Annotated in this window: 26 protein-coding genes and 3 tRNA genes; 11 read left to right on the top strand and 18 right to left on the bottom strand. The window is 60.5% G+C overall.

What is annotated here, in order from left to right; all coding sequences use genetic code 11:
* Positions 1-16: 16 nt before the first annotated feature.
* Both ACFFP0_RS19360 and prfB read left to right on the top strand, forming a co-directional pair.
* Positions 17-2,476 (top strand): penicillin-binding protein 1A, encoded by a 2,460-nt coding sequence (locus ACFFP0_RS19360; RefSeq protein ID WP_377263840.1) that lies wholly within the window; start codon positions 17-19, stop codon positions 2,474-2,476.
* 108 nt (positions 2,477-2,584) lie between these two features.
* A protein-coding gene (gene prfB / locus ACFFP0_RS19355; protein ID WP_377263839.1) for a peptide chain release factor 2 occupies positions 2,585-3,716 on the top strand; the annotation gives its coding sequence in 2 pieces (ribosomal slippage) (positions 2,585-2,653 and positions 2,655-3,716; 1,131 coding nt in all).
* A 79-nt stretch (positions 3,717-3,795) separates the two neighbouring features.
* On the opposite strand, the gene ACFFP0_RS19350 is transcribed toward prfB, so the two are convergent.
* Positions 3,796-4,998, bottom strand: coding sequence for a multidrug effflux MFS transporter (locus ACFFP0_RS19350; RefSeq protein WP_377263838.1), 1,203 nt, complete (start codon positions 4,996-4,998; stop codon positions 3,796-3,798).
* 170 nt (positions 4,999-5,168) lie between these two features.
* Here ACFFP0_RS19350 and ACFFP0_RS19345 point away from each other — a divergent pair, with 170 nt between their 5' ends.
* Positions 5,169-5,825 carry a TetR/AcrR family transcriptional regulator gene (locus ACFFP0_RS19345; protein WP_377263837.1) on the top strand — a complete coding sequence of 219 codons (657 nt, stop codon included), beginning with the start codon at positions 5,169-5,171 and terminating at the stop codon, positions 5,823-5,825.
* A 27-nt stretch (positions 5,826-5,852) separates the two neighbouring features.
* Here the strand turns inward: ACFFP0_RS19345 and ACFFP0_RS19340 are convergent, their stop codons facing one another.
* Positions 5,853-6,626: an NAD kinase gene (locus ACFFP0_RS19340; protein ID WP_377263836.1), complete on the bottom strand. Its 774-nt coding sequence runs from the start codon at positions 6,624-6,626 to the stop codon at positions 5,853-5,855.
* Positions 6,627-6,877: 251 nt separating this feature from the next.
* Here ACFFP0_RS19340 and ACFFP0_RS19335 point away from each other — a divergent pair.
* Positions 6,878-6,953: transfer RNA gene (locus ACFFP0_RS19335), tRNA-Thr, on the top strand.
* Between the two features lie 172 nt (positions 6,954-7,125).
* Here ACFFP0_RS19335 and ACFFP0_RS19330 read toward each other — a convergent pair.
* Complete coding sequence (locus tag ACFFP0_RS19330; protein ID WP_377263835.1) at positions 7,126-7,521, bottom strand: hypothetical protein; 396 nt, start codon at positions 7,519-7,521, stop codon at positions 7,126-7,128.
* Positions 7,522-7,568: 47 nt separating this feature from the next.
* Here ACFFP0_RS19330 and ACFFP0_RS19325 point away from each other — a divergent pair, with 47 nt between their 5' ends.
* Positions 7,569-7,988 (top strand): hypothetical protein, encoded by a 420-nt coding sequence (locus ACFFP0_RS19325; protein WP_377263834.1) that lies wholly within the window; start codon positions 7,569-7,571, stop codon positions 7,986-7,988.
* A gap of 159 nt (positions 7,989-8,147) precedes the next feature.
* Here the strand turns inward: ACFFP0_RS19325 and ACFFP0_RS19320 are convergent, their stop codons facing one another.
* From ACFFP0_RS19320 to ACFFP0_RS19310, 3 genes are all read right to left on the bottom strand, one after another.
* Complete coding sequence (locus ACFFP0_RS19320) at positions 8,148-9,974, bottom strand: prohead protease/major capsid protein fusion protein (RefSeq protein ID WP_377263833.1); 1,827 nt, start codon at positions 9,972-9,974, stop codon at positions 8,148-8,150.
* Positions 9,974-10,384 (bottom strand): hypothetical protein, encoded by a 411-nt coding sequence (locus ACFFP0_RS19315; protein WP_377263832.1) that lies wholly within the window; start codon positions 10,382-10,384, stop codon positions 9,974-9,976. The genes ACFFP0_RS19320 and ACFFP0_RS19315 overlap by 1 nt, the downstream gene beginning before the upstream one ends.
* Positions 10,385-10,490: 106 nt before the next feature.
* Positions 10,491-10,895, bottom strand: a complete 405-nt coding sequence (locus ACFFP0_RS19310; RefSeq protein ID WP_377263831.1) for a phage tail assembly protein — start codon at positions 10,893-10,895, stop codon at positions 10,491-10,493.
* A 100-nt stretch (positions 10,896-10,995) separates the two neighbouring features.
* Here ACFFP0_RS19310 and ACFFP0_RS19305 point away from each other — a divergent pair, with 100 nt between their 5' ends.
* Entirely contained in the window at positions 10,996-13,293 is a 2,298-nt protein-coding gene (locus tag ACFFP0_RS19305) for a phage tail tape measure protein (RefSeq protein WP_377263829.1), read from the top strand.
* 13 nt (positions 13,294-13,306) lie between these two features.
* Here ACFFP0_RS19305 and ACFFP0_RS19300 read toward each other — a convergent pair whose 3' ends face one another.
* The 9 genes from ACFFP0_RS19300 to ACFFP0_RS19260 all read right to left on the bottom strand — a co-directional run bounded on the left by ACFFP0_RS19300 (position 13,307) and on the right by ACFFP0_RS19260 (position 16,480).
* Positions 13,307-13,609, bottom strand: a complete 303-nt coding sequence (locus tag ACFFP0_RS19300) for a hypothetical protein (protein WP_377263827.1) — start codon at positions 13,607-13,609, stop codon at positions 13,307-13,309.
* Positions 13,606-14,091 carry a type IV toxin-antitoxin system AbiEi family antitoxin domain-containing protein gene (locus ACFFP0_RS19295; protein WP_377263825.1) on the bottom strand — a complete coding sequence of 162 codons (486 nt, stop codon included), beginning with the start codon at positions 14,089-14,091 and terminating at the stop codon, positions 13,606-13,608. Before ACFFP0_RS19295 ends, ACFFP0_RS19300 begins: the two co-directional genes overlap by 4 nt.
* A 110-nt stretch (positions 14,092-14,201) precedes the next feature.
* Positions 14,202-14,498: a hypothetical protein gene (locus tag ACFFP0_RS19290; RefSeq protein ID WP_377263823.1), complete on the bottom strand. Its 297-nt coding sequence runs from the start codon at positions 14,496-14,498 to the stop codon at positions 14,202-14,204.
* Positions 14,495-14,734: a hypothetical protein gene (locus ACFFP0_RS19285; protein WP_377263821.1), complete on the bottom strand. Its 240-nt coding sequence runs from the start codon at positions 14,732-14,734 to the stop codon at positions 14,495-14,497. The genes ACFFP0_RS19290 and ACFFP0_RS19285 overlap by 4 nt, the downstream gene beginning before the upstream one ends.
* Positions 14,731-15,132, bottom strand: coding sequence for a hypothetical protein (locus tag ACFFP0_RS19280; RefSeq protein WP_377263819.1), 402 nt, complete (start codon positions 15,130-15,132; stop codon positions 14,731-14,733). The genes ACFFP0_RS19285 and ACFFP0_RS19280 overlap by 4 nt, the downstream gene beginning before the upstream one ends.
* Entirely contained in the window at positions 15,129-15,557 is a 429-nt protein-coding gene (locus ACFFP0_RS19275; RefSeq protein ID WP_377263817.1) for a DUF6074 family protein, read from the bottom strand. The genes ACFFP0_RS19280 and ACFFP0_RS19275 overlap by 4 nt, the downstream gene beginning before the upstream one ends.
* Positions 15,550-16,008, bottom strand: coding sequence for a hypothetical protein (locus ACFFP0_RS19270; RefSeq protein WP_377263816.1), 459 nt, complete (start codon positions 16,006-16,008; stop codon positions 15,550-15,552). The genes ACFFP0_RS19275 and ACFFP0_RS19270 overlap by 8 nt, the downstream gene beginning before the upstream one ends.
* Positions 16,008-16,259, bottom strand: a complete 252-nt coding sequence (locus ACFFP0_RS19265) for a hypothetical protein (RefSeq protein WP_377263814.1) — start codon at positions 16,257-16,259, stop codon at positions 16,008-16,010. The genes ACFFP0_RS19270 and ACFFP0_RS19265 overlap by 1 nt, the downstream gene beginning before the upstream one ends.
* A complete protein-coding gene (locus tag ACFFP0_RS19260) occupies positions 16,256-16,480 on the bottom strand; it encodes a DNA-binding protein (protein ID WP_377263812.1) in 225 nt (74 codons plus the stop codon). Before ACFFP0_RS19260 ends, ACFFP0_RS19265 begins: the two co-directional genes overlap by 4 nt.
* Positions 16,481-16,801: 321 nt before the next feature.
* Here ACFFP0_RS19260 and ACFFP0_RS19255 point away from each other — a divergent pair, with 321 nt between their 5' ends.
* From ACFFP0_RS19255 to ACFFP0_RS19235, 5 genes are all read left to right on the top strand, one after another.
* A complete protein-coding gene (locus ACFFP0_RS19255) occupies positions 16,802-17,083 on the top strand; it encodes a type II toxin-antitoxin system RelE/ParE family toxin (protein WP_377263810.1) in 282 nt (93 codons plus the stop codon).
* A gap of 11 nt (positions 17,084-17,094) precedes the next feature.
* A complete protein-coding gene (locus ACFFP0_RS19250) occupies positions 17,095-17,397 on the top strand; it encodes a HigA family addiction module antitoxin (protein WP_377263808.1) in 303 nt (100 codons plus the stop codon).
* Positions 17,394-18,629 (top strand): tyrosine-type recombinase/integrase, encoded by a 1,236-nt coding sequence (locus ACFFP0_RS19245; RefSeq protein WP_377263806.1) that lies wholly within the window; start codon positions 17,394-17,396, stop codon positions 18,627-18,629. The genes ACFFP0_RS19250 and ACFFP0_RS19245 overlap by 4 nt, the downstream gene beginning before the upstream one ends.
* Positions 18,630-18,660: 31 nt before the next feature.
* Positions 18,661-18,733, top strand: a tRNA-Thr gene (locus ACFFP0_RS19240).
* 195 nt (positions 18,734-18,928) lie between these two features.
* Positions 18,929-19,005: transfer RNA gene (locus tag ACFFP0_RS19235), tRNA-Arg, on the top strand.
* Positions 19,006-19,209: 204 nt separating this feature from the next.
* Here the strand turns inward: ACFFP0_RS19235 and ACFFP0_RS19230 are convergent.
* The 3 genes from ACFFP0_RS19230 to ACFFP0_RS19220 all read right to left on the bottom strand — a co-directional run.
* Positions 19,210-20,097, bottom strand: a complete 888-nt coding sequence (locus tag ACFFP0_RS19230; protein WP_377263804.1) for an ABC transporter permease — start codon at positions 20,095-20,097, stop codon at positions 19,210-19,212.
* A 61-nt stretch (positions 20,098-20,158) separates the two neighbouring features.
* A complete protein-coding gene (locus tag ACFFP0_RS19225; RefSeq protein ID WP_377263802.1) occupies positions 20,159-21,160 on the bottom strand; it encodes an ABC transporter substrate-binding protein in 1,002 nt (333 codons plus the stop codon).
* Positions 21,161-21,432: 272 nt separating this feature from the next.
* Positions 21,433-21,588, bottom strand: a 156-nt coding sequence (locus tag ACFFP0_RS19220; RefSeq protein ID WP_377263883.1) for a UDP binding domain-containing protein, incomplete at its 5' end; no start/stop codon positions are given.

The raw sequence follows: 21,588 nt of genomic DNA, 5'->3' as shown, positions 1-21,588 counted from the left end.
GAACGGTAGCTTCGATATGATCAGATTGATTGGTTATCTCTTTGGGTTGGCCTGTGTCCTGTTTTTGGTCGTGGCCGCCGGCGTGGGCATCTACCTCGTTGGAATGACCAAGGATCTGCCGAACTACGAAGTGCTTGCGTCCTACGAGCCGCCGGTCGCCACCCGCGTCCATGCCGGCAACGGCGCGCTGATGGCCGAATATGCGCGGGAACGGCGCCTCTTCCTCCCCATCCAGGCGGTCCCCGACCGCGTGAAGGCCGCCTTCCTGTCGGCGGAAGACAAGAATTTCTACAATCATCCCGGCATCGACATCACCGGTCTCGGCCGCGCGATCATCACGAACCTGCAGAACCTCGGCTCGGGCCGGCGCCCGGAAGGCGCCTCGACCATTACCCAGCAGGTGGCGAAGAACTTCCTCCTGACCGCCGACCAGACGATGGACCGAAAGGTGAAGGAGGCGATCCTCTCCTTCCGGATCGAGCAGACCTATTCGAAGGACAAGATTCTCGAACTCTACCTGAACGAGATATTCTTCGGCCTGAACTCCTATGGCATCGCCGGCGCGGCGCTCACCTATTTCGACAAGTCGGTGACGGAACTGACGACGGCCGAGGCCGCTTATCTCGCGGCCCTTCCCAAGGGCCCTGCCAACTATCATCCTTTCCGTCGCGAGAAGGCGGCGCTGGAGCGCCGCAACTGGGTTATCGACCGCATGGCCGAGAACGGCTACGTCACCCAGGCCGACGCGGACGACGCCAAGCAGCAGCCGCTCGGCGTCAAGCAGCGACGCACGGGCACCCATCTCTTCGCCTCTGACTATTTCTCGGAAGAGGTCCGCCGTCAGATCATCGAGCGTTATGGTGACAAGGCGCTTTACGAGGGTGGGCTTTCCGTACGCACCTCGCTCGACCCCGACCTGCAGGTGATCGCGCGGCGTGTCCTCCAGAACGGTCTCGTGGACTACGACGAACGGCGCGGTTTCCATGGTCCGGTCACCCAGATCAACGTGGCGGGCGACTGGGGACCGGAACTCGCCAAGCAGCCGTCGCTTCGCGACGTGCCGGAATGGGATCTCGCCGTGGTCACCGAGGTATCGGCGAAATCCGTCTCCATCGGCCTGCAGCCGTCGACCGATGCGAACGGCAAGGTCGACCCTGCGCGCGAGATCGGAACGATTGCCGCCGATGACATGAAATGGGCCTTCCGCGATGCGACGGGTGCGCGCAAGACGGCGAAGTCTCCGGACGGCGTGTTGAAGCCGGGCGATGTCGTTTACGTCGAGCCGATCAATGGCGCCGCGAAGACCTACCGGCTGCGTCAGCCGCCGAAAGTGCAGGGGGGCTTCGTGGCGATGGACCCGAATACGGGTCGCGTGCTCGCCATGGTCGGCGGTTTCTCCTATGCCCAGTCCGAGTTCAACCGCGCCACCCAAGCCATGCGCCAGCCGGGCTCCTCCTTCAAGCCTTTCGTCTATGCTGCGGCGCTCGACAGCGGTTATACGCCGGCTTCGGTCATTCTCGACGCTCCGATCGAGATCGTCTCGGGCGGTCAGGTCTGGCGCCCGTCCAACTATGGCGAAGAGAATGGCAACGGCCCTTCGACGCTTCGCATGGGTATCGAGAAGTCCCGCAACCAGATGACCGTGCGCCTGGCCCAGGATATGGGCATGGAGGCGGTTGCCGAATATGCCGAGCGCTTCGGCATCTACGACAAGATGCTGCCGGTGCTCGCCATGTCGCTCGGCTCGGGTGAGACCACCGTCATGCGCATGGTCTCGGCCTATGCCGTGATCGCCAATGGCGGCAAGCAGATCAAGCCGACCGTCATCGACCGTATCCAGGATCGTTACGGCAAGACCACTTTCCGCCACGAGGAACGCAGCTGCGAGGGTTGCAACGCGAATGACTGGGCGAATCAGGAAGAGCCGACGGTCGTCGACAACCGCGAGCAGGTTCTCGACCCCATGACCGCCTACCAGATCACCTCCATGATGCAGGGGGTCGTCACCCGCGGTACGGCGGCAGGCAAGATTCCGGTCAAGGACCGCGATGTCGCCGGCAAGACCGGCACCACCAATGACGAAAAGGACGCCTGGTTCGTCGGCTTCACGCCCAATCTCGTCGCAGGCCTCTATCTCGGCTTCGATACGCCGGCCCCTCTTGGCCGCGGCGGTACAGGCGGCTCGCTTTCCGCGCCGATCTTCGGCCAGTTCCTGGCCGAAGCAGCCAAGCTCACGCCGCCCGAGAAGTTCATCGTGCCGGAAGGCATGCAGTTGATTGCCGTCAACCGCAAGACCGGCATGGCGGCCATGGAAGGCCAGCCGGACACGATCGTCGAAGCCTTCAAGCCCGGCACCGGACCGGCCGATGTCTTCCAGGTCATCGGCGAAGGCGAATACATGACCCAGGACCAGATCTTAAACAGCTCGCCGCAGGCGCAGCAGGCCGTCACCTCCGGCATGCCGGGGCTGTTCTGATCCCCTTTTCCGACGGGACGCATGCCGGCGGCGGGCTTTACATCCGCGCCGGCGGCAACTATGTCCTGCCCACCCAAAACAAAACCTGAAGAGTGAAGAACAAGCGCCATGCGTGCCGAAATGATCAATGTAGTCGACGAAATCAAGCAGGCCATAAGCCTGCTGAGGAGGCATCTTTGACTGGGACCAGGCGGTAAGACGACTGGACTGGTTGAACAACAAGGCAGAGGACCCGAACCTCTGGAACGATGCCGCGGAAGCGCAGAAGCTGATGCGCGAGCGCCAGCAGCTCGAGGACGGCATCGGCGGCGTCAGGGCGCTGGAGCAGCAGATCAAGGACAATGTCGAGCTCATCGAACTCGGCGAGGAAGAGGGCGACGAATCGATCGTCAAGGAGGCCGAGGATGCGCTGAAGGCGCTGAGGGCCGAAGCCGCCCGCCGCCAGGTCGAGGCCATGCTTTCCGGTGAGGCTGACGGAAACGACACCTATCTGGAAGTCCATTCCGGCGCCGGCGGCACGGAAAGCCAGGACTGGGCGAACATGCTTCTGCGCATGTATACCCGCTGGGCCGAGCGCCAGGGCTTCAAGGTCGAGCTCATGGAAGTGCATGACGGCGAAGAGGCGGGCATCAAGTCCGCGACGATGCTCGTCAAGGGCCACAACGCCTATGGCTGGCTGAAGACGGAATCGGGCGTGCATCGCCTGGTCCGCATTTCGCCTTACGACAGCAATGCGCGCCGGCATACGTCCTTCTCGTCGATCTGGGTCTATCCGGTCGTCGACGATTCGATCAACATCGAGATCAACGAAAGCGACTGCCGCATCGATACCTACCGTTCATCGGGCGCCGGCGGCCAGCACGTCAACACGACCGATTCGGCGGTGCGCATCACGCATATTCCGACCGGTATCGTGGTTGCCTGCCAGCAGGAGCGCTCCCAGCACAAGAACCGCGCCAAGGCGTGGGAAATGCTGCGCGCCCGCATGTACGAGGCGGAACTGATGAAGCGCGAGGCTGCTGCGAATGCGGAAGCGGCTTCGAAAACCGATATCGGCTGGGGCCACCAGATCCGTTCCTACGTCCTGCAGCCTTATCAGCTCGTCAAGGACCTCCGCACGGGTGTGGAAAGCACCGCTCCCGGCGATGTCCTCGACGGCGAACTCAACGAGTTCATGGAGGCCGCGCTTGCCCATCGCATCAGCGGCAAGCCGGACGTCGCAGCCGTCGACGTCGACTGATCGAATTCTCTCTTCGAAACGAAAAACGGCCGGATCGAAAGACCCGGCCGTTTTTCGTTTTCATGCCTTGCTCAGCTGGTCATTCGGCGGCGGCCATGGCCCCTTGCTGGCTGCGCAGCACGACGAGCGACAGCAGGAAGACGATCGCCGAGCAGATCGCGATGACGATCACCATCGGCAGCGAGCTGCCGTCGGCAAAGAGCCCGCCGACGCCGACGACGACCGCGGACGTCACGAACTGGATCGTGCCCATCATCGCGGACGCGGTGCCGGCGATCCGGCCGTGATGTTCGAGCGCCAGTACGGCTGCTGTCGGAATGATCATGCCGAGAAAACCGTATCCGCCGAACAGGAAGGCCGCCATGATGTCGAGACGGTCGATGCCGAGCGACGTGACGAGCGCGAGCAGGACCATCATCGTCGCATAGCCGAGCACGGCCCCACGGATGACCTTCCTGAACCCGATCTTGCGGGAGAGCCAGCCGTTCAGCTGCGACATGCCGATGAAGGCGACCGCATTGCAGGAAAAGACGATGCTGTAGAAGGACGGCGACAGGCCGTAATGTTCGATCAGCACGAATGAGGAGTTCGCGACGTAGATCATGTAGCTCGACATGCCGAAGGAGGCGATGAGGACGAGACCGAGATAGTAGGGATCGCTGAGCAGCGTGCCATAGGCCCTGAAGGCGGCGCCGACGCTGCTTTCGCTGCGTACGGCCGGCGGCCGGGTTTCCTCCAGGAAGAAGATCGCGACGACAAGGCCGGCGGCGCCAGCCGCGACCATGACCAGAAAGATGACGCGCCAGTCGCCGAAGGTGGTGACGAGACTGCCGGCCAGCGGCGCCAGGATCGGCGAGACGCTGAAGACCAGCATCAGCCGCGACATGAGTTGGGCGGCGGCGGGACCGGTGTAGAGATCGCGCACGATGGCGCGGGAGATGACGACGCCCGCACAGGCACCCATGCCCTGCAGGAAACGGAATGCGATCAGCCATTCGATCGACGGCGACAGCGCGCAGCCGATCGCGCCGATCGCATAAAGCACGAGGCCGGCATAGAGAGGCCGCTTTCTGCCGAACATGTCGGAGACCGGGCCATAGACGATTTGCGAGACCGCCATGGCGGCGAAGAAGGAAATCAGGCTCGCCTGCACCGCATGGGTATCCGCATCGAGATCGGCGCTGATGGTGGGAAGAGCCGGAAGATACATGTCGAGGGCGAACAGCCCGATGGCGGAGAGCAGCCCAAGCGACAGGGCATGCAAGGAAGCTCTGCTTTGCATTTGGAAAAAACCTTTCCCGTCACCACATCTGCCGTGATACGGCAGGGCGGAAAACGACGATGGGAGATGAGTATGAAGGCCGGCCGCGAAGGCAGGATCAGGATCTGGCAATCATGTAAAACATTTTGGACATGATTGTCCAATCCGTCAAGTGCCGGTATGGTCATGTCATGAAAAATTCGTCTGCCGAACTCACGCAGGATTCCGGAAACTGGCCGCCGCCGCACAACAAGCGTCAGGCGATCCTGAACGCTGCGGCCGACGTTTTCGCCGAGCAGGGCTTTGCGGGCGCGAGCATCGATGCGATCGCCGTAAGGGCAGGGGTGTCGCGCCAGACGATCTACAACCAGCTCGGCGACAAGGATAATCTCTTCAAGGTGGTCGTGGCCGAAATCACCGACCGCTCCAGCGCCGGTTTCTTCCGCGTCCTCGACACGTTTCCGGTGGCGCCGGAGGATATCGGGAAGGAACTGGTGCAGTTTTCGGCGCGGCTCCTGCGCAAGGCGCTCTGCGATCCGAACGGCCGCTGGCTGCGCAAGCTCGTCGAAACGGAAGGGACCCGGTTCCCCGAGCTTTTCGAGACCTGGAAGGAATACGGGCCGGGCAAGAAATATCCGGCGATCGCTGCGCGCCTTGCCCAGCTTGCCCATGCCGGCTACCTCGAAATCGACGACCCGGCGTTGGCGGCGCGCCAGTACATGGCGCTTCTGGCGACCGACCTGCGCTACGATCAGCAGCTCGGGCGGCAGACGCCGGAATCGGAGATCGATCGCATGGCGTCGGATGCGACCCGCACCTTCCTGCGCGCCTTCGCCCGCAAGGGCTGAACGTCGCCGGGCGGGTGGATCGCCCGATCAGTTGTTGAACTGTTCCGCCAGGATACGATCGGACCAGGAATGGTTGGGATCGGAAAGGATGCGGGCCGTGATATCCGTCGATTGCGCCACGCGCACATGCAGCACGGATTTGACCTCCGCATTGTCGGCCACGGCGTTGACGGGCCGTTTTTCCGGCTCGAGGATATCGATATCGACACAGACGTGGTTCGGCAGGAGCGCGCCGCGCCAGCGGCGGGGGCGGAACGCCGAGACCGGCGTCATGGCGAGCAGCGGCGCTTCGAGCGGCAGGATCGGTCCGTGGGCGGATAGGTTATAGGCGGTGGAGCCGGCGGGCGTTGCGATCATCAGGCCGTCGCAGATAAGCTCTTCCAGCCGGACATGGCCGTCGATGACGACGCGCAGCTTGGCTGCCTGGTAGGATTGCCGGAAGAGGTAGACCTCGTTGATGGCGAGTGCTGCGGACGTCGAGCCGTCCTCGTTGGTCGTCGTCATCCTGAGCGGGTGGAACTCGTTTTCGACGGCGGCGGAGATCCGCTCGTGAAGTTTCTCGGTATGGTAGTCGTTCATCAGGAAGCCGACCGACCCGCAATTCATGCCGTAGACGCGTTTTCCCGTATTGATCGTCTCGTGCAGCGTCTGCAGCATGAAGCCGTCGCCGCCGAGCGCCACGACCACATCGGCGTCTTGGGCGGGAACATTGCCGTAAAGCCGCACGAGTTCCTCCAGGCCGGATTGGGCCTCCGGCGCTGTGGAGGCGATGAAGGCAAGCTTTTTCGGCTGGAACGACATGAACGGGCCTTTGACTGTGCCGCCGTCCGAGGGCGTGCTGGGAACTGCTGTAACCGGTTGAGCTAGCACGACCTTGTGACAGGAGCGTGCTGGGAGGACGGACTTTACGTACAGGAAAAAACACTCCCGGGACAAGCGCCTTGCCGCGCCGGCACGCAGAGTTGCTGCGCGGTCTCGATGTCGGCGGACGCAACCACGGCGATTTTTGCTTTACAGGAAAGGAAAATCTGATACTCCCCGTGTCGACAAGTGCCCTTGTAGCTCAGTTGGTAGAGCACCTGATTTGTAATCAGGGGGTCGCGGGTTCGAACCCTGCCGGGGGCACCACAGAATTGATAAGCGAAATCAACGCTTTAACAGTATGCCGCTCAGGGTCGCTTGGGCGGCATGTTGCATTTCATGTTGCAAGCGGTTCCCGTTGATTTCCAACGATTTCCTGAAGCTGTCGGCGATTCCGTGCGACATGGATGCGACATGAAACGAGGTCGAGGAAGAGGCGTTAGTAGTCCTTCCGGCTGCATTGCGCCAATGCGCCGTCAGTCGGAAGGCACAGCCAAATGGTGATCGGCAGCTTCCAATGCGCCGCTGCCTCCTCCAAAAGCAGCGAATGGCGAAGGCATGATCCCTGCTTGTTTCGGCATATTAGAATTACACCTGGCCTTCTGCCGGTGGTCGCAGCATACGACAAAGCCTGACCAATGCCTTCGCCCCATTTGCTGCTGAAATCGACCTCGACGGCGATCTCGCTATTCATGCAATCGACTCGTGTGCCGTTGGGTAGGACTATCTCCGTTTCCATCCCGGCGCAGAAGCGGTCGCGGTAATCGGACTCGGTCATGGCAAAGGCAAGCTGCGACGGCACCAGAGGGGCCGCTGTGAGGGCGAGGGCAATCAAGAGCGCCCTCATACCTTCACCGCTATCAAGCCAAGCACAGCTCGGCTATGGCCGTCTGGCGAGACGTTTATGATTTCGAACCTGCGTGCATCGTCCAGCGTGAGTCGATCGCCCTGGCGAACGTCTTTGGCGGCGGGGTATCGAACGCAATCGACGCTGAACTGATACCGTTGGCCGCTGACAAGACTGCGGAAGTCGTTTCCGCTCCGGTCTCTGGCTCCGGCCTCCAGGGCCGCAAGCTCATCAGCCTGGTCGAATATCCCGCGAACAAGGATTTCGCCTCGGGCTGGATCTGGCACCGGCCTACCGTTGGGAGAGCTTTTCATCGCGTCGATGACAGCCGAGACGGAAAAAAGCCGATCGGTCTGCCGGCTGGTGATTTTGTCGAGTCGATCGAAAACGGACATGGGGAAACCTTGCGAACGGAGCCTCCCTTGGCACCGGCTCGCTCTCTTGCGGGAGATTGAGCCGGGTCGGGGCGGGAGGATGACAATCGAACCCGATGGCGCTGGCCGCCTACCCCACGCCCCACCGAAAGAAGTGGGACCGGGGCATTGGACGAATTACGAAGCGATCCGTCGGCGCTATGCCCGGGGCGCGTAGCCGCAAGGCCTCCCGGGCAATTCTCAAACACCAGTGTTGCAATACCATCCGCGGTAGTCGGTCCAGCCCGCCCCAAAGTCGACGGACACCTTCGTCTCGACACCGTCAATGTCGAAGCCTTCCCTGGTGAAGAACCTCGGTCCTTCCGACCCTTCGAGATAGCTGTATTCGAGCGAGGGCGTCAGGTCGGGATCTGCTGCCAGATACCAGGGCGAAGCGTCCAGACGACGGTCAACGACAAGCTGAAGCTTTCCGGCAAACGGATTCACGTCATTGCTACTCGCGGGCTGGATTTGCGCCAGCAACTTCTCCGCGGTCGTCTGCTGATCCAGGCTAACGACGAGGAACTTCGGCACGACGTCAATCAACTCACCCGCAAGGCCGGTTTGCTTGCCCATGGCGAGGCGAGCGATGCTAAGGTTCGCTTCGGTGAGGGCAGTGCCGCTGGCCACCATATTGGCATGATCGGCATGGAAAATCGCCTTGCCGTCGCTCAGCTTCGGATTCGACTTCACGAGGTTAGCGAGAATGTCCGCCTCGAGGCGGGCTGCCGACAAGCCAAGCTCGCGGCTCACGTCCGCGAATGCGCCCAGATCGTCGTTGACGAGCATCTGGCGAGTCATGCCGAAAACCTTGCCGAAGGTCGAAATGCGGTAGCCTTCGGCGCCCTCGCTGAAGGTACCGCGCTTGAACTCGCCGTGCTCGTTGACCTTCTCCAGATCGGAAAAGCCGCTGAGGCGTGCCGTGGTCTTCAGCTTGAAATCCCGTGCGGTCGACTTCCGGGCAATCGCTTTGACTCCGGACGGAACGGACGCATAGGCGGCGCCAAGCACGGTCTGACCGACGCCGGAAATCACGTGAGCGAAGTCGCTTGTCGTATGCAGGGCGCGCTGCACGACCTCGCCAGCAGACATGCCATGTGAGCTGACCCCGTGGGCCTCGAGGCTGCGGCGAGCCAGTTCCGGCAGGGTGAGGCCGACGAACTCGCGGGACGCATCGTTAGGCTTGTGCGCGGCGTTTACGCGGACAAGCAAGGCATCACTCATGGCCTGCTGGCGCGTCAGTCCGCCATACCGGCCTTCGGGCATCACGCTGTGCGGGAAGGTCGGCGCCGCGTTCTGCTTGGCTGCCATGTGCTCGAGGGCCCGTTCGCGGAAGACCGCAGCGCTGGTGCCTTCGTCGATTGCCCGCACAAGTTCGGCCTCCTCGACATTGGCAAGCCGAGCGATGCCGCGCAGCTCGGAAATACGGGTGCGCTCGTTGATTATGTTATTCGGCGCCTGCCGATGCTGCTCCTGGCGCTCGTTCTCAAGGGTCTGTGGCATGTGATTTTCCTTCTCGGATCGGGTGTGCGTGTTGGCATCGGCCGGGACCGGCACGAGGCTTACTTCAAGCGGCATCCACCTTGTTGCGATGATGGTCGGCAGGGCGTCCCCCCGGCCTTCGGTCCTGGTTGTTTCAAGCACGCGATAGCCGACGCTCACCGGGATCGTGTGACCGTCGAGAATGTCTTGGAACAGTTGGTCAGCTCGCTGATGGCGGCTGAATTTCACACGGCACAGCGCCTTTCCGCCTGCGATGCGAAAGCTTCCGGGCACAACCGAGCCCAGACGCGAGTCGATGGAATATTGGTCGTGCGTGTCGAGGAGGCTCATGCCGGTGTCCATGCGGGACACGTCGATGGCGTCTTTCGTGATGGTCAGCTCTTCCAGGTAGTAGCCGTCATCCCAGGAATATCGCTTCACCGGTGCCGCGCTTGCGAACGCGATCTCGACCGAGCGGTCGTCGGCATTGGCAGTGCCAGTGATTGGAGCGGCCCGAGTGAGCATATCGAGAGTCGTTGCGGGCATCAGGCGGCGTCCTTCACGGTTCTTAGTGCCTCGAACTGCTCGATGGCAGATGCGACCGGTTCATGGAGAGCGAGGGTCAAACACAGCGGATTGGCACGGGAGACGCTGTCGTAATGGCTGGCACTGATGCAAGCGATCTGAAACGCCGTGTCGCGTTCCACGAACAGCACCCATGTGCGGTGCGCGGGATCACGAAGCAGATATCGGACCTCGCCTTCGAACTTGCGGACGATTTCCATCGCGATCTGCCAAGCGAGGCCGAGCCGGTTTAGCTCGCCAGCCACCAAGACGAGCTTGGAGACGTGATCCGAGAGATTTGCCCCACCACGGCCTAGCATCCGAACAGCGCGGCTGATGGTCATCGGGCTGAGCCCGATGTGGCGGGCGAGATCGCATTGGCGGACCGTCACGGCATATCCTCCTGCGCCGCGAGCACTTCCGGCCACCATGTCGAGATCATTTCGTCGAACGGCATCGCCAAAAAATCCTCACGGGTAAAATTGAAGTAGGCGGAAATCATGCGACAGAATCCTGGCCACTGGCGGAAGTCTGCCCGGCCGCCTGTTGCAAGCTTTGGGGCAAAAAATCCCGGGCCGCCTCAGACAGCGTGACGAAGTCGTCGGCGTCGAGTTCTTCGATGACAGCAGCCGGCAGCGCGGTGACGATCGAAAGCAAGCCCGTATCCTCGTCACCTGCCATCTCACGAAGCTTGAGAAAATCCCGGCCTTTCAAGCGGCGGATGCTGACCTGTTGGTAGGTCGTGCCATCATGCTCGACCGGAACGGCAAGCTGAATGATCTTCGAGGCCTCGAATCCGGTCGGAAGTACCTGCTTGGCGGAAGGACGCGTGGTGGCGTTTTCGGCGTTCTGGTTCGCTTCCGCGATCTGCTGCGGCGATACCGCCTTCGTTACCTGATCCATCCATCAATCTCCGAAATGATTTACTGCCTATGCATATCAAACATTGATGCTTCATGATAGATTTTGCTTATCGGTTTTTCATCTTTCGAAAGTTTTTCTTATGACGATCAAGGAAGCGGTACTCAGGCTGACGTTACAGGACGCGGTGACGGCGAATGCGCTCAAGGCATCGAGGGCAATGGCCGCGCTCGACAAACAGATTGCGACCTTCACAGCCAAGCGAAATGCGGCCCTGGCCGACTTCCGGGATGCAGCAGCGCAAGCGGGCATCATCGGCGGTGCGATCACGCTCCCGGTGATCAAGGCGGCGGCGTTTGAAAGCTCCTTGGAGGAGGCTCGTCAGAAAATTGCTGGCACGGTGGAAGACATGCGGCGGCTCAACAATGAGATCCGCGGTGCCGGTGTTCGTGACTCCGTCGGTGCCAGACGTGCGGCTGAAACTACGGACACGCTGCTGGGGCTTGGCGCGGATCAAAACCAAGCCCGCAATATGTCGAGCCCAATCAACAGGGCTGCAACCGCCTACCGGGCGGACTCGAAAGATTTGGCGCAGGCCGTCTATTCGTCTGCGCTGTCGTTCGGTATCGCCAGCGACCAGACAACGAAGTCGCTGGATATCATGGCGGAAAGCGGAAAGCGCGGAGCCGTGGAATTGAAGGACATGGCCGCGCGCATACCGTCACTGTCAGCACAGTACGCTGCTCTTGGGCAAAAGGGATTGCCCGCGCTGGCGGACCTAACTGCGCAGTTGCAAGTGGTCCGTAAGGCCACAGGCGGCGCAGATGAGGCATCTGTCGCGTTACAGAATTTCTACTCCTCGCTGACCGGTCCCGAGGCCTCGAAGCGCCTTCGTGAAAACGGCATTGTTTTGTCGGAGCTGCAGGACCAAGCCGCGAAGACCGGTGGGTCGTTGGTCGATCTCCTCCTTGATAAGATCCAGGAGAAGACCGGCGGCAACGCTGAAAAGCTCGGTGCGCTGTTTCCCGATCGGGAGTCGCAGCGTGCCATCCGGCCGCTCATGCAGAATCGTCAGGAGCTCGGTGACATCCGCTCGGGGTCGCTTGGTGCTGACGGGACCGTGGAGCGGGACTTCCAATCGCGCCTGGCTACGCTAGAAGGCAAATGGAACGGCTTCATGGCGAGGCTCGAAGAGATCACGCTCTCCGTTGCAGACAAGCTCCTGCCTGCGGCAAAGCAAGTCGTGGACGTACTCACCTCGGCCGCCGATCGCCTGGACGCGTTTATCGACCGAAACGGAGACCTCATCCTCACGGTGACGAAAACGGCTGCTGCTCTGCTAGGCTTCAGGCTCGCCGTTACCGGCGCCCGTGTGGCGCTCTGGGCCTTTGCTCTTCCAGCCGCGCAGGCCGCCCGTTCAGTGATAGGTTTTGGGGCTGCTGCATTCGCCGCTGCGGGACAGATGATCGCGTTGCAGACCGCACTCAAGGGAGGCGCACTCACGGGCTTCCAGACGCTCGCTGCGGGGCTCCGGGGGCTCGTGCTGGCGATACCGGGCGTGGGTGCATTGGGGGCGGCCCTGGCAGGCGTCGGCGCCGCCCTGGCGACTGTATCAGCTCCGGTATGGTTGGGCATCGCCGCTGCGGTCGGACTCGTCGCTGCTGCCGGCGCGGCGCTCTGGAAATACTGGGATCGGGTTTCGTCGGTCTTTGCCGGTATCGGCCGCGCCTTTGCGGACCAGCTGTCTCCGGCCCTCCAAACAATTCGCCCGGCGCTCGACGCGCTCGCTCCGATCGGGAACGCGGTCGCATCTGGCTGGGAGCGCGCGAAGTCGGCGCTTGCGGCCTTCGGTGACTGGATCAGCTCGTTCTTCCAGCGCGAGGTTCTTTCGGATGCGCAAAAGTCAGCCTGGGAGCGCGCTGGCTACGATGCCGCCGCGCGGATGGTCGAATCGATCAAGGGCAAGGTCAGCGAGCTGGTTTCATGGTTTGCGGAGCTTCCCGGAAAGATCATTGCTGCCGTGGGCAGGATCGAACTCGGCAGCTTGATCAGTTGGCCGTCGCTGCCGTCTTGGCTTAGCGGTGGGCAGCCGAAGCCGGCAGCGGCGGCGCAACAGACAGGTATCCGTGTTGATGGCGCTCGTGCGAGGGGTGGTTCGGTTTCGGCCGGCAAGACATTTCTCGTTGGCGAAAAAGGACCGGAGTTGTTCCAGCCGGGCAGAAGCGGCGCGATCACGGCAAACGACAAGATTGGCGGCGCGGTTGTAAACGTGCATGCGCCTGTCACCTTGAATGTCAGTGGCGCTTCAGGCTCAGACCTTCAACGGATGGCGCGGGAGGCAGCGCAAACGGTCGTGGCGACGATCACTGGCACATTGGATCGGCAGTTGAATCGCGGTGCGCAGGTTGCGTTTTCAGGCATCAGCTACGGCGACAAATGACGAAAGGGGGCGGTCAGCTCGCCCCCTTATTCTTTCCGTATTCGATTGCTTCGCGAGTGGCGTAGGCGATGTCTTCCGGCGACAACAACGACATCATGGGTTCCAGGCTGTCGGCGTGCAGATCTTGCGATGCACCCATGCCTTCAGGCGGATCTGTTTGCGGGTGGAAGGTTCGGTCGATCAGATCGAAATAAATTGCGAGACGATAGCCGTCGGATTTTCGCGTTATCGGAAATCTCAGGCCGAAAACGGTATGCACCGGCGAGCCGGATCGCTCGAACCCCATTAGGCTGTCCTTAGTCATCAGAAACGTCACGCTGCCTTCCCTCCGTGTAGCTCTGCGGATATCTCACCGAATTTCTCTACCAGTTCGGCGCGAACAGCATCAACGATCGTCTCAAGGCTCCGCCGCGCTTCAGCGTACCTTCGCTGATCAGACCTTCCGGCGATCTCGGCAGACGCTCGAGCTGCAAGACCATCCAACGCTGCGACGAAGCTTCCGGCCATCCTTTCCACGACGTGCATAGCTTCTTCTAATTCAACGAGCCGGCCGTCGCGCTTGGCGATCTCGATTTCGATAAGCTTCGCCTTTTTCTGGTTCAGTTCCTGCACAGCCGGGTCGCGGCGAGCTTCAAGCGTTTGCGTGTATCGAGAAATGCTCGGGTGAAGCAGATATTTGCCGCGTTCGGCTGCGCGCTCGATGACGCCTTCGTCCGCAAGCTGCCGAATACGGCGGTCGCTCAGGCCAAGAATGGCGGCCATCTCCGCACCAGTAAATTCCAGTTCCAACGATTTCATTGGGTTAACTCCTGTTTTCCGGAAACGGAAACGCTTTTCAAAACGACAAAATTCACTCAAAGCCTGCGCTGCCGAGCACCCGCGGCTGGGTGGGGTGGGCCTCGAAGAACCTACTCGGGCGGGGGGACGGGCAAAGGCCCGATGTACCGTAGGCGGCCCTCGCGCTGCCATTCTTCCTTCATCGCAGCAGTTGCTAGCTGCGCTTCCGCTTCTGACCAGACGAGGCGTGACACCAGGGTCTCGCCATGATCGTTGAAGATAGCCACGATGTACGCGCGCGTTGGATGTGCGACGGGAACGGGAAACTCATACTCGGGGTCGAGGCGACCGGACGTATCCACGACGACGCAGGATCTCACCGCAACCTGATGGCAGACGATGCCGACGTAACCGTTGAACTCAGTCATTGAAGTGCTCCCCGGCCTTCGGCCGCCACCCGCCTCGCATTCAAGCCCTTGAGCATTTCGGTGGCCTCCTCCTCGCTGTCGTGAAGGCTGACGATCGATGTGCGGCCTTCGCTCTGGCGGAGGACGGCGAAGCATGGGCGCGGTTCCGTCAACTTGAACGCAAGGATTTCTCCGCTTGGAAGTTCGCCGGCTTCGATCGAGATCACCAGCGGTGCGATGCAAAGTCGGTCCGTCATTGCAGCCTCGCCTCGGCTTTGGCCGTTTCAGCTCCCTCTGGCGCTATGTGGACAATGCGCCATCCGTTTTGCTCGGCCAAGCTGGCGGCAGCATCCACCGCCGCCATACGGTTGGGCGCTGTACCGACCACGTCCAAATCCGGACCTTTCACGAACACGCCCCAAGCCTTGTGAGCCGTGGCCGTCTCATACTGGCGTTCGCCATCGGTGAAGGTCTGACTGATGACGATCACCGGCCGTATGGAAATCAAAGTTTGCGACATAATGGCTCCTGCGGTGAAGGCGATTGTTGCAATGATGAGCATGGGCCAGCGCTTCATGCGGCGGCATATCGGATTCGGCCTGCCTGTGGCCTCGATCATGACCATTGCGTGATGGATGTTGTCCCAGGCACTCATGCTGCTCCTCCCTGGCGGCGCTGCCGCTGCACCTCGCAGGCTACTGCTTGCCAAAAGCGCGCGATTTCTCGGTTGCGATGATCTTCGGTGACGCCGAGTCGTTTCAGTTTTCCGTCGAGGGCTTTCGTCACCTGCGAGCGGTAGTAGGTGGCGTGGCGACGAGTCGTGGTCCTCGCCAGTTTGCGAGCGACGTCTGAGACCTTTTCCAGCTGCCGACGGAGCGGGAATGCGAGCACTACAGCCGGGCCATCCGAGCCCCCTGAAGCCTCCGTCCGTTCCCGGGTACCCCCCGAGATATAATAGACAGTTCCCTTTTGGGTAATGGACGGACTGCAGGAAAGGGAACCGATGGTCGGGTTTTTCGTGCAGGAATGGGAACCGTGACTCTGCAGGTTAGGGAACTGGGACTCCGTTTTTTTACGCATTCGCCGCCTCCTCCTGTTCCTGATCTGAAGAGCGATCGTTGTTTGCAGTTCGAAAGCGCTCCACAGCCTCAGCCGCAGCCTTTTCCGATACGCGCTTCCATTCGTCAGATGGTGCAGCCTTGCCGACCGGAACGAAGGTCAACCGATATGCGTTCGGCGGCCGTACGCTTCCCTTGATTTCGCCTGATTGGTCTTGGATGACCTCGATAAGTCCGAGATCCTGCGCACAGACCAGCGCATTCTTGATCGATCTCCGGGAAACCCCGGTCCGGACGAACTGTTCGTAGGCGACGCGGAGTTTTCCATTTGCTTGCCCTCCGTGGCGGAGATGCTCTTCGCAAAGGCGGTCAATGATTTTGGCGACCGGTGCCGGCTTCAGCTTCCACGAAGGTGAAATCAACAGCTCGAGCCGCAATGGCACCCAGCAGGTTAGCCAACGTTGCCTCGCCATCAGGGCGCCCTCCCGCCTGCCATCTGGTTGAGGCAAGCTTCAACATCGCATTCGTGGACGAAGCGCCCGATCTCCCGGCCGTCAGCCGCGGCGAGCCGCAATCCGCCGGGATCTTTCCTCACTCGCTGAAATTTCAATCCGAGTGAGATCGCCTTCCGGCGGATGCGGCGATCTTCCGCCACCACGACGCGCAGACCGATAGCTGAGAAATTCGACGTCCAGCTCTTCGGAAGATGGATGCGGCGGGTCATGCTGCGTCTCCCGCCAAAAAAGCCAGCAGCCGTTGGCGGCTCGCTACCCACTTGCCGCCGACCTTGCGTGCCGGCAGGTGACCCTTCTCCAACATGAAAAATGTCTGCCGCTCGGTCTGGTTGATCTCTCTCCCTATGTTGCCAGCGCCCCAAACAAGATCGCTTTGGCTCACGACTTCGGTTTCTGTATTGCTTTGACGATTATTTTTCTGCTTGGTCACTGCGGTGCTCCAAAAAGGCAACGCGCCAACGCACCGCGCCGATTGCTCGGGGCAGCGTGAGAGCGCTATGCGATTGAATTTGCGGGGGTATTTGGGGGGTGAAGCGAGGTGGAAAATAAAAAAGCCACCGCGGAGGGTGGCTTTGGACGTAGTTCTTGCTTCTGTCGCTATCTCACTCGCATTTTGGGTTTCAGTCAATACAAAATATTCGTAGGCGCTCTTTTAAAGTTCTCGTCTTTGTCATTCGAACCGGCCGCCAGAGTGTTCAGATAATACGTTTCGTATTGAATTATGTATCTCGTAGTGATACGTCATTGTCTCATGATCCGGTCGTTTAAAAGCAAGGTGACACAGCAGGTCGCCAAAGGGCAAAGCCCCAAAGGTTTTCCGGCTGATTTGCTTAATTCGGCCCGTCGAAAACTGTTTCTGTTGGATAATGCAACCAGTCTTGAAGACCTACGCGTTCCTCCAGCTAACCGGCTTGAAGCGCTTAAAGGTAATCGGGTTGGGCAGTATTCGATACGCGTCAACGACCAGTACCGGCTCTGCTTTCGCTGGGAAGACGGTCACGCGGAAGACGTCGAATTTGTAGATTATCACTGAAGGAGGTAGCTATGACCCTGCTTGGCTTTGCCATCCATCCCGGAGAAATCCTTGATGAAGAGTTCTTAAAGCCGTTGAACTTGAGTGCTGGTGCCTTGGCCAAGCGCCTTGGTGTGCCGCGGACTCGTATCGAGCGGCTTGTTAAAGAAGATACTGCGCTGACGGCAGACACTGCCTTGCGACTATCTGCTTTCTTCGGCAATACACCAGAGTTCTGGCTTAACCTGCAGCGTTCATACGATCTTATCCAGGCGAGCAAGACGGTAGACGTATCGCATATCCAGCCGCTGCCAGTCCCGCCGGTGGCAGCTTGAGTGTCCGCAAGCGCGAATGGGTCACGCCGAAGGGTGAAGCGAGATCCGCTTGGATTGTCGACTACGTTGACGCTGGTGGGAAGCGCCGACTCAAGACATTCAAGTTGAAGAAAGCAGCCGATGCCTTCGCCAGTAAGACTGATGTCGAGGTGCGCGAGGGAACACATGTCGCCGACCGCGGCACGGTGACGGTCGAAGCCGCAAGCAAACTCTGGATATTGTCGACACGGGCGGCCGGGCTGGAACGCTCTTCGATCGAGGATTACGAGCGAACCCTTCGGCTGCATATCGTTCCTTTCATCGGCCCCCTGCGCTTGAACGCGCTGACCACGGCGCGGCTCCGGGCTTACGAGGATGAGCTTCGGACGGAGGGCCGCTCGGCATCGATGACGAAGCGCGTCATGACCTCGCTTGGAACGATGCTTGCCGATGCGCAGGAGAGGGGGCTTGTCGTCCGCAATGCCGCGCGTGAGATGCAATCCCGTCGCGGTAGCAAGTCCAGCCGCCAGGAGAAGCGCCAGAAGGGCAGGCTGAAGGTCGGCGTGGATATTCCTCTACGGGACGAGGTGAAGGCGCTGCTGGCTGTCTGCGAAGGCCGCTGGCGGCCGCTCATCCTGACGGCGACGTTCTGCGGCCTGCGGGCATCTGAATTGCGCGGGCTTCGTTGGCAGGACGTGGATATGGAGCGCCGCGAAATCCGGGTTCATCAGCGCGCCGATCGTTTCAACGATATCGGTAAGCCGAAGTCGGAAGCGGGCGAAAGAACTGTCCCGGTCCCGCCCATCGTCATCAATGCCTTGAAGGAATGGAAGCTGGCTTGCCCGCGCCGTGACAGCGGCAAGGTGGATGGCGAGGGGCGTCCGATCAACGTGCTCGATCTCGTCTTCCCGAACGGAACGGGCAAGGTCGAGAACCTGAACAACATCCTAAAGCGCGGGCTGCATCCGCTCTGGGTGAAAGCGGGCGTCACGATCGAGTCCGGCGAACTGGACAGCAAAGGCAAGCCAGTCCTGCACTCGAAGTACACCGGCCTTCACTGCCTTCGGCACTGGTTCGCCTCGTGGTGCATCAATCGGCGCGAGGAAGGTGGCCTCGGATTGCCGCCAAAAATGGTGCAGGAGCGCATGGGCCATAGCACTATTGCTATGACGATGGACACCTATGGACACCTCTTCCCGCGTGACGACGATGGGGCGGAATTGGCTGCTGCGGCTGACTTTGTGATGGCTTGACGCGACATGTATGCAACATGTAATGCGAAAAGCCTTGCTGTGCAGGCATTAAGATTTGATTTGTAATCAGGGGGTCCCGGGTTCGAACCCTGGCGGGGGCACCAGATATTCTCCCTGATATGTAGATTTCATCGGAAGGGGCCTTTCCGGCTTGAATCGGGGAATCGAACCGCTTTCCAGCCGGTTATTCACGGGAAGCGTTCTCAAAGCTTCATTCTTCTGAAATTGATGATTGATGTGACGAAAATCCTGAGATAAGAACCGGTCATCGGATCGGGCGAGTCATCGCCTTGCGGTTAGCACCCGTAGCTCAGCTGGATAGAGTGTTGGATTCCGATTCCAAAGGTCACAGGTTCGAATCCTGTCGGGTGCGCCAATTTCCCTGTAATCTCTTGTTGCGAATGCCGAAGGCGGCGATTGCTGCGTTGAATGCATTCCCGAAGTCCGTTGTCCGGGATACATGTCACGCAAAGGCTGGGGCCGTGAGGCATTCCGCATAGGAGGGCTCTGGCCGCATAGGGCTCTGGCGGGGGCGCCGGGAAATGGCGTCCCCGCCGTGACGGCCCAAACGGATGTCATCTTATTGATGCACCGTTTCCATATGTCTCTGCAGGCGGCGGCCATAGGCTTGGCTGATGCGGTCGAACACGATCGCAATTCCGACGATCGCCAGTCCGTTGAATATTCCGAGCGTGAAATACTGGTTGGCGATGGCTTTCAGCACCGGTTGGCCAAGGCCCTGGACGCCGATCATGGATGCGATGACCACCATGGCCAGCGCCATCATGATGGTCTGGTTGATGCCCGCCATGATGGTCGGCAGGGCGAGGGGCATCTGCACGTCGCGCAGCTTCTGCCAGCTCGATGAACCGAAGGCGTCCGCGGCCTCAAGCACTTCCTTGTCGACCAGGCGAATGCCGAGATTCGTCAGCCGGATCATGGGAGGGATCGCGTAGATGACGACCGCGATGAGGCCGGGGACCTTGCCGATGCCGAGCAGCATGACGACCGGAATGAGATAGACGAAGCTCGGCATCGTCTGCATCACGTCGAGGACGGGGTTGATCGTGTTCTGCAGCCGCTCCGATCGCGACATGGCGATGCCGATGGGAAGCCCGATCACGATGGACAGGACGGTGCAGACGAAGATCATCGACATGGTCTTCATCGTATCTTCCCACATGTCGAAATAACCGACGATGAGAAGGGTGCCGACGCAGCCCGTCACGATCTTCCAGTTGCGGCTCGCAAACCAGGCGATAAAAGCGATGACGAGGATGACGGCGGGCCATGGTGTCCTCACCATGATCCGTTCGGCATGCACGAGAAAGAACTGAAGCGGGTCGAAGAAGGATTCGATCGTATCGCCGTAAGCGCGTGTGAATGCCCGAAAGCCGTCGTCTATCGCCTTTTTCAGGGTCCGCAGCGTTTCGTCGTCCATATGCGGGAATTTGCTAAGCCAGTCCATCCGTAGCTCCGTCCTTGCAAGGCGCCATCGCATGCGGGCGCATCCGATGGCGCTTCTTCCCTTAAAGTGCGGATTTGATCTTCGTGGCGGCTTCAGGGGTTACCCATTTGCTCCAGAGATCCTCGTGTTCCTTCAGGAAGTGCTTGGCGCCGTCGTCGCCGCTCGACTGGTTGTCGGTCATCCACGCCATCAGCGTGTTGACGGTTGCGTTGCTCCAGGACCGCTTGTTGAGATAGGCCATCACATCCGCACCGGCCCGATCGGCGAATTTCTTGGTGACGAGCGTCTGCACCTTGTCCTTCGGCCAGTCGTTCGGTTTCGGGTCCGGGCATTCGGCGACCGTATTGCAGCGTTTCCATTCCGCCATGTCGGCGGGCACGCCATGGCCGAGCTTGACCATCTGGTACTTGCCGAGAAGTGCGGTCGGCGCCCAGTAGTAGCCGACCCATCCTTCCTTGCGCTCATAGGCCTTGGCGATCGAACCGTCGAGCCCGGCGGCCGAACCGGTATCGATCAGGGTGAAGCCGGCCTTCTCGCCGCCATAGGCCTTGTAGAGCTGCGTCGTGGCGACCGTGCCGCCCCAGCCCTGCGGGCCGTTGTGGACCGCGCCCTTGCTCTTGTCTTCCGGGTCGGGGAAGAGTTCGGGATGTTTGAGCGCGTCCTGGATGGTCTTGATGTCGGGATGGGCATCGGCGACGTATTTCGGAATCCACCAGCCCTGGACGGCGCCATCGGACAGCGCGACGGCCGCCCCCACCAGCTTGCCCTCGGAAATGCCGCGGCTGACGACCTCCGGCAGCAGGTCGACCCAGCCCTCCGGCGCGACATCCGGCTCGCCCTTTTCGACCATCGAGGTGATCGTGGGAACCGTGTCGCCAACGATGATCTCGGCATTGCAGCCGTAGCCTTCGTTCAGGATGAACTTGTCGAGGCTCGCAAGCACTTCGGCGCTTTGCCAGTTCATGCTTGCGATCGTGACGTCGCCGCAGTCGGCGGCATTGGCATATGTGCCCATGCCGAGGATGCCAAGGGCGAGGCATGTTGAGGCAAGTAGTTTGTCCATTTCGCAGTTCCCTCTTTTGATTTGATTTTAAGAGGAGAGATCCATCGCTCCCATGGACAGTTTTGCAGCGTCACCAAATGACGCTGTTTTAATCACGCCCATCGCGATCCTTTTTCCGTCAAGCCGAGCAAAAGTGGCGGAATGGCGCTTGCTGGGGGAACGGGGCAGGGCGCCTTTCTAAAGAGGCGAAGCAGATCATGCAGTCGGAAAGCGAAACGCCCGCGGGGTGCACCGCGGGCGTTTCATATGGGGTTTCGTCGAAGAACGACGTGTCAATGAGCTTTGCCGATGCTCGTATAGTTGAACCCATGGGCATCGAGTTCAGGTTTTCTGTATACGTTTCTGAGGTCGACGAGGACGGGGCTTTTCATGACGGCCCTGAGGCGGTCGAGGTCGAGGGCTCGGAACTCGTTCCATTCGGTGACGAG

This window comes from Neorhizobium puerariae (assembly GCF_042429745.1).
GTDB lineage: Bacteria > Pseudomonadota > Alphaproteobacteria > Rhizobiales > Rhizobiaceae > Neorhizobium > Neorhizobium puerariae.
Note: the sequence above shows the minus strand (reverse complement) of the source record. Positions and strands in the feature narration are given on the sequence as shown.

What these genes read in the sequence shown, in the direction of transcription:
- ACFFP0_RS19250 (WP_377263808.1), top strand. Translation starts at nt 17,095, where the DNA reads ATGACCCTGCTTGGCTTTGCCATCCATCCCGGAGAAATCCTTGATGAA.
- ACFFP0_RS19225 (WP_377263802.1), bottom strand. Translation starts at nt 21,160, where the DNA reads ATGGACAAACTACTTGCCTCAACATGCCTCGCCCTTGGCATCCTCGGC.
- ACFFP0_RS19340 (WP_377263836.1), bottom strand. Translation starts at nt 6,626, where the DNA reads ATGTCGTTCCAGCCGAAAAAGCTTGCCTTCATCGCCTCCACAGCGCCG.
- ACFFP0_RS19295 (WP_377263825.1), bottom strand. Translation starts at nt 14,091, where the DNA reads ATGAAATCGTTGGAACTGGAATTTACTGGTGCGGAGATGGCCGCCATT.
- ACFFP0_RS19345 (WP_377263837.1), top strand. Translation starts at nt 5,169, where the DNA reads ATGAAAAATTCGTCTGCCGAACTCACGCAGGATTCCGGAAACTGGCCG.
- ACFFP0_RS19325 (WP_377263834.1), top strand. Translation starts at nt 7,569, where the DNA reads ATGGCCGTCTGGCGAGACGTTTATGATTTCGAACCTGCGTGCATCGTC.
- ACFFP0_RS19230 (WP_377263804.1), bottom strand. Translation starts at nt 20,097, where the DNA reads ATGGACTGGCTTAGCAAATTCCCGCATATGGACGACGAAACGCTGCGG.
- ACFFP0_RS19290 (WP_377263823.1), bottom strand. Translation starts at nt 14,498, where the DNA reads ATGACTGAGTTCAACGGTTACGTCGGCATCGTCTGCCATCAGGTTGCG.
- ACFFP0_RS19285 (WP_377263821.1), bottom strand. Translation starts at nt 14,734, where the DNA reads ATGACGGACCGACTTTGCATCGCACCGCTGGTGATCTCGATCGAAGCC.
- ACFFP0_RS19255 (WP_377263810.1), top strand. Translation starts at nt 16,802, where the DNA reads ATGATCCGGTCGTTTAAAAGCAAGGTGACACAGCAGGTCGCCAAAGGG.
- ACFFP0_RS19360 (WP_377263840.1), top strand. Translation starts at nt 17, where the DNA reads ATGATCAGATTGATTGGTTATCTCTTTGGGTTGGCCTGTGTCCTGTTT.
- ACFFP0_RS19275 (WP_377263817.1), bottom strand. Translation starts at nt 15,557, where the DNA reads ATGCGTAAAAAAACGGAGTCCCAGTTCCCTAACCTGCAGAGTCACGGT.
- ACFFP0_RS19350 (WP_377263838.1), bottom strand. Translation starts at nt 4,998, where the DNA reads ATGCAAAGCAGAGCTTCCTTGCATGCCCTGTCGCTTGGGCTGCTCTCC.
- ACFFP0_RS19305 (WP_377263829.1), top strand. Translation starts at nt 10,996, where the DNA reads ATGACGATCAAGGAAGCGGTACTCAGGCTGACGTTACAGGACGCGGTG.
- ACFFP0_RS19270 (WP_377263816.1), bottom strand. Translation starts at nt 16,008, where the DNA reads ATGGCGAGGCAACGTTGGCTAACCTGCTGGGTGCCATTGCGGCTCGAG.
- ACFFP0_RS19280 (WP_377263819.1), bottom strand. Translation starts at nt 15,132, where the DNA reads ATGAGTGCCTGGGACAACATCCATCACGCAATGGTCATGATCGAGGCC.
- ACFFP0_RS19310 (WP_377263831.1), bottom strand. Translation starts at nt 10,895, where the DNA reads ATGGATCAGGTAACGAAGGCGGTATCGCCGCAGCAGATCGCGGAAGCG.
- ACFFP0_RS19320 (WP_377263833.1), bottom strand. Translation starts at nt 9,974, where the DNA reads ATGCCCGCAACGACTCTCGATATGCTCACTCGGGCCGCTCCAATCACT.
- ACFFP0_RS19265 (WP_377263814.1), bottom strand. Translation starts at nt 16,259, where the DNA reads ATGACCCGCCGCATCCATCTTCCGAAGAGCTGGACGTCGAATTTCTCA.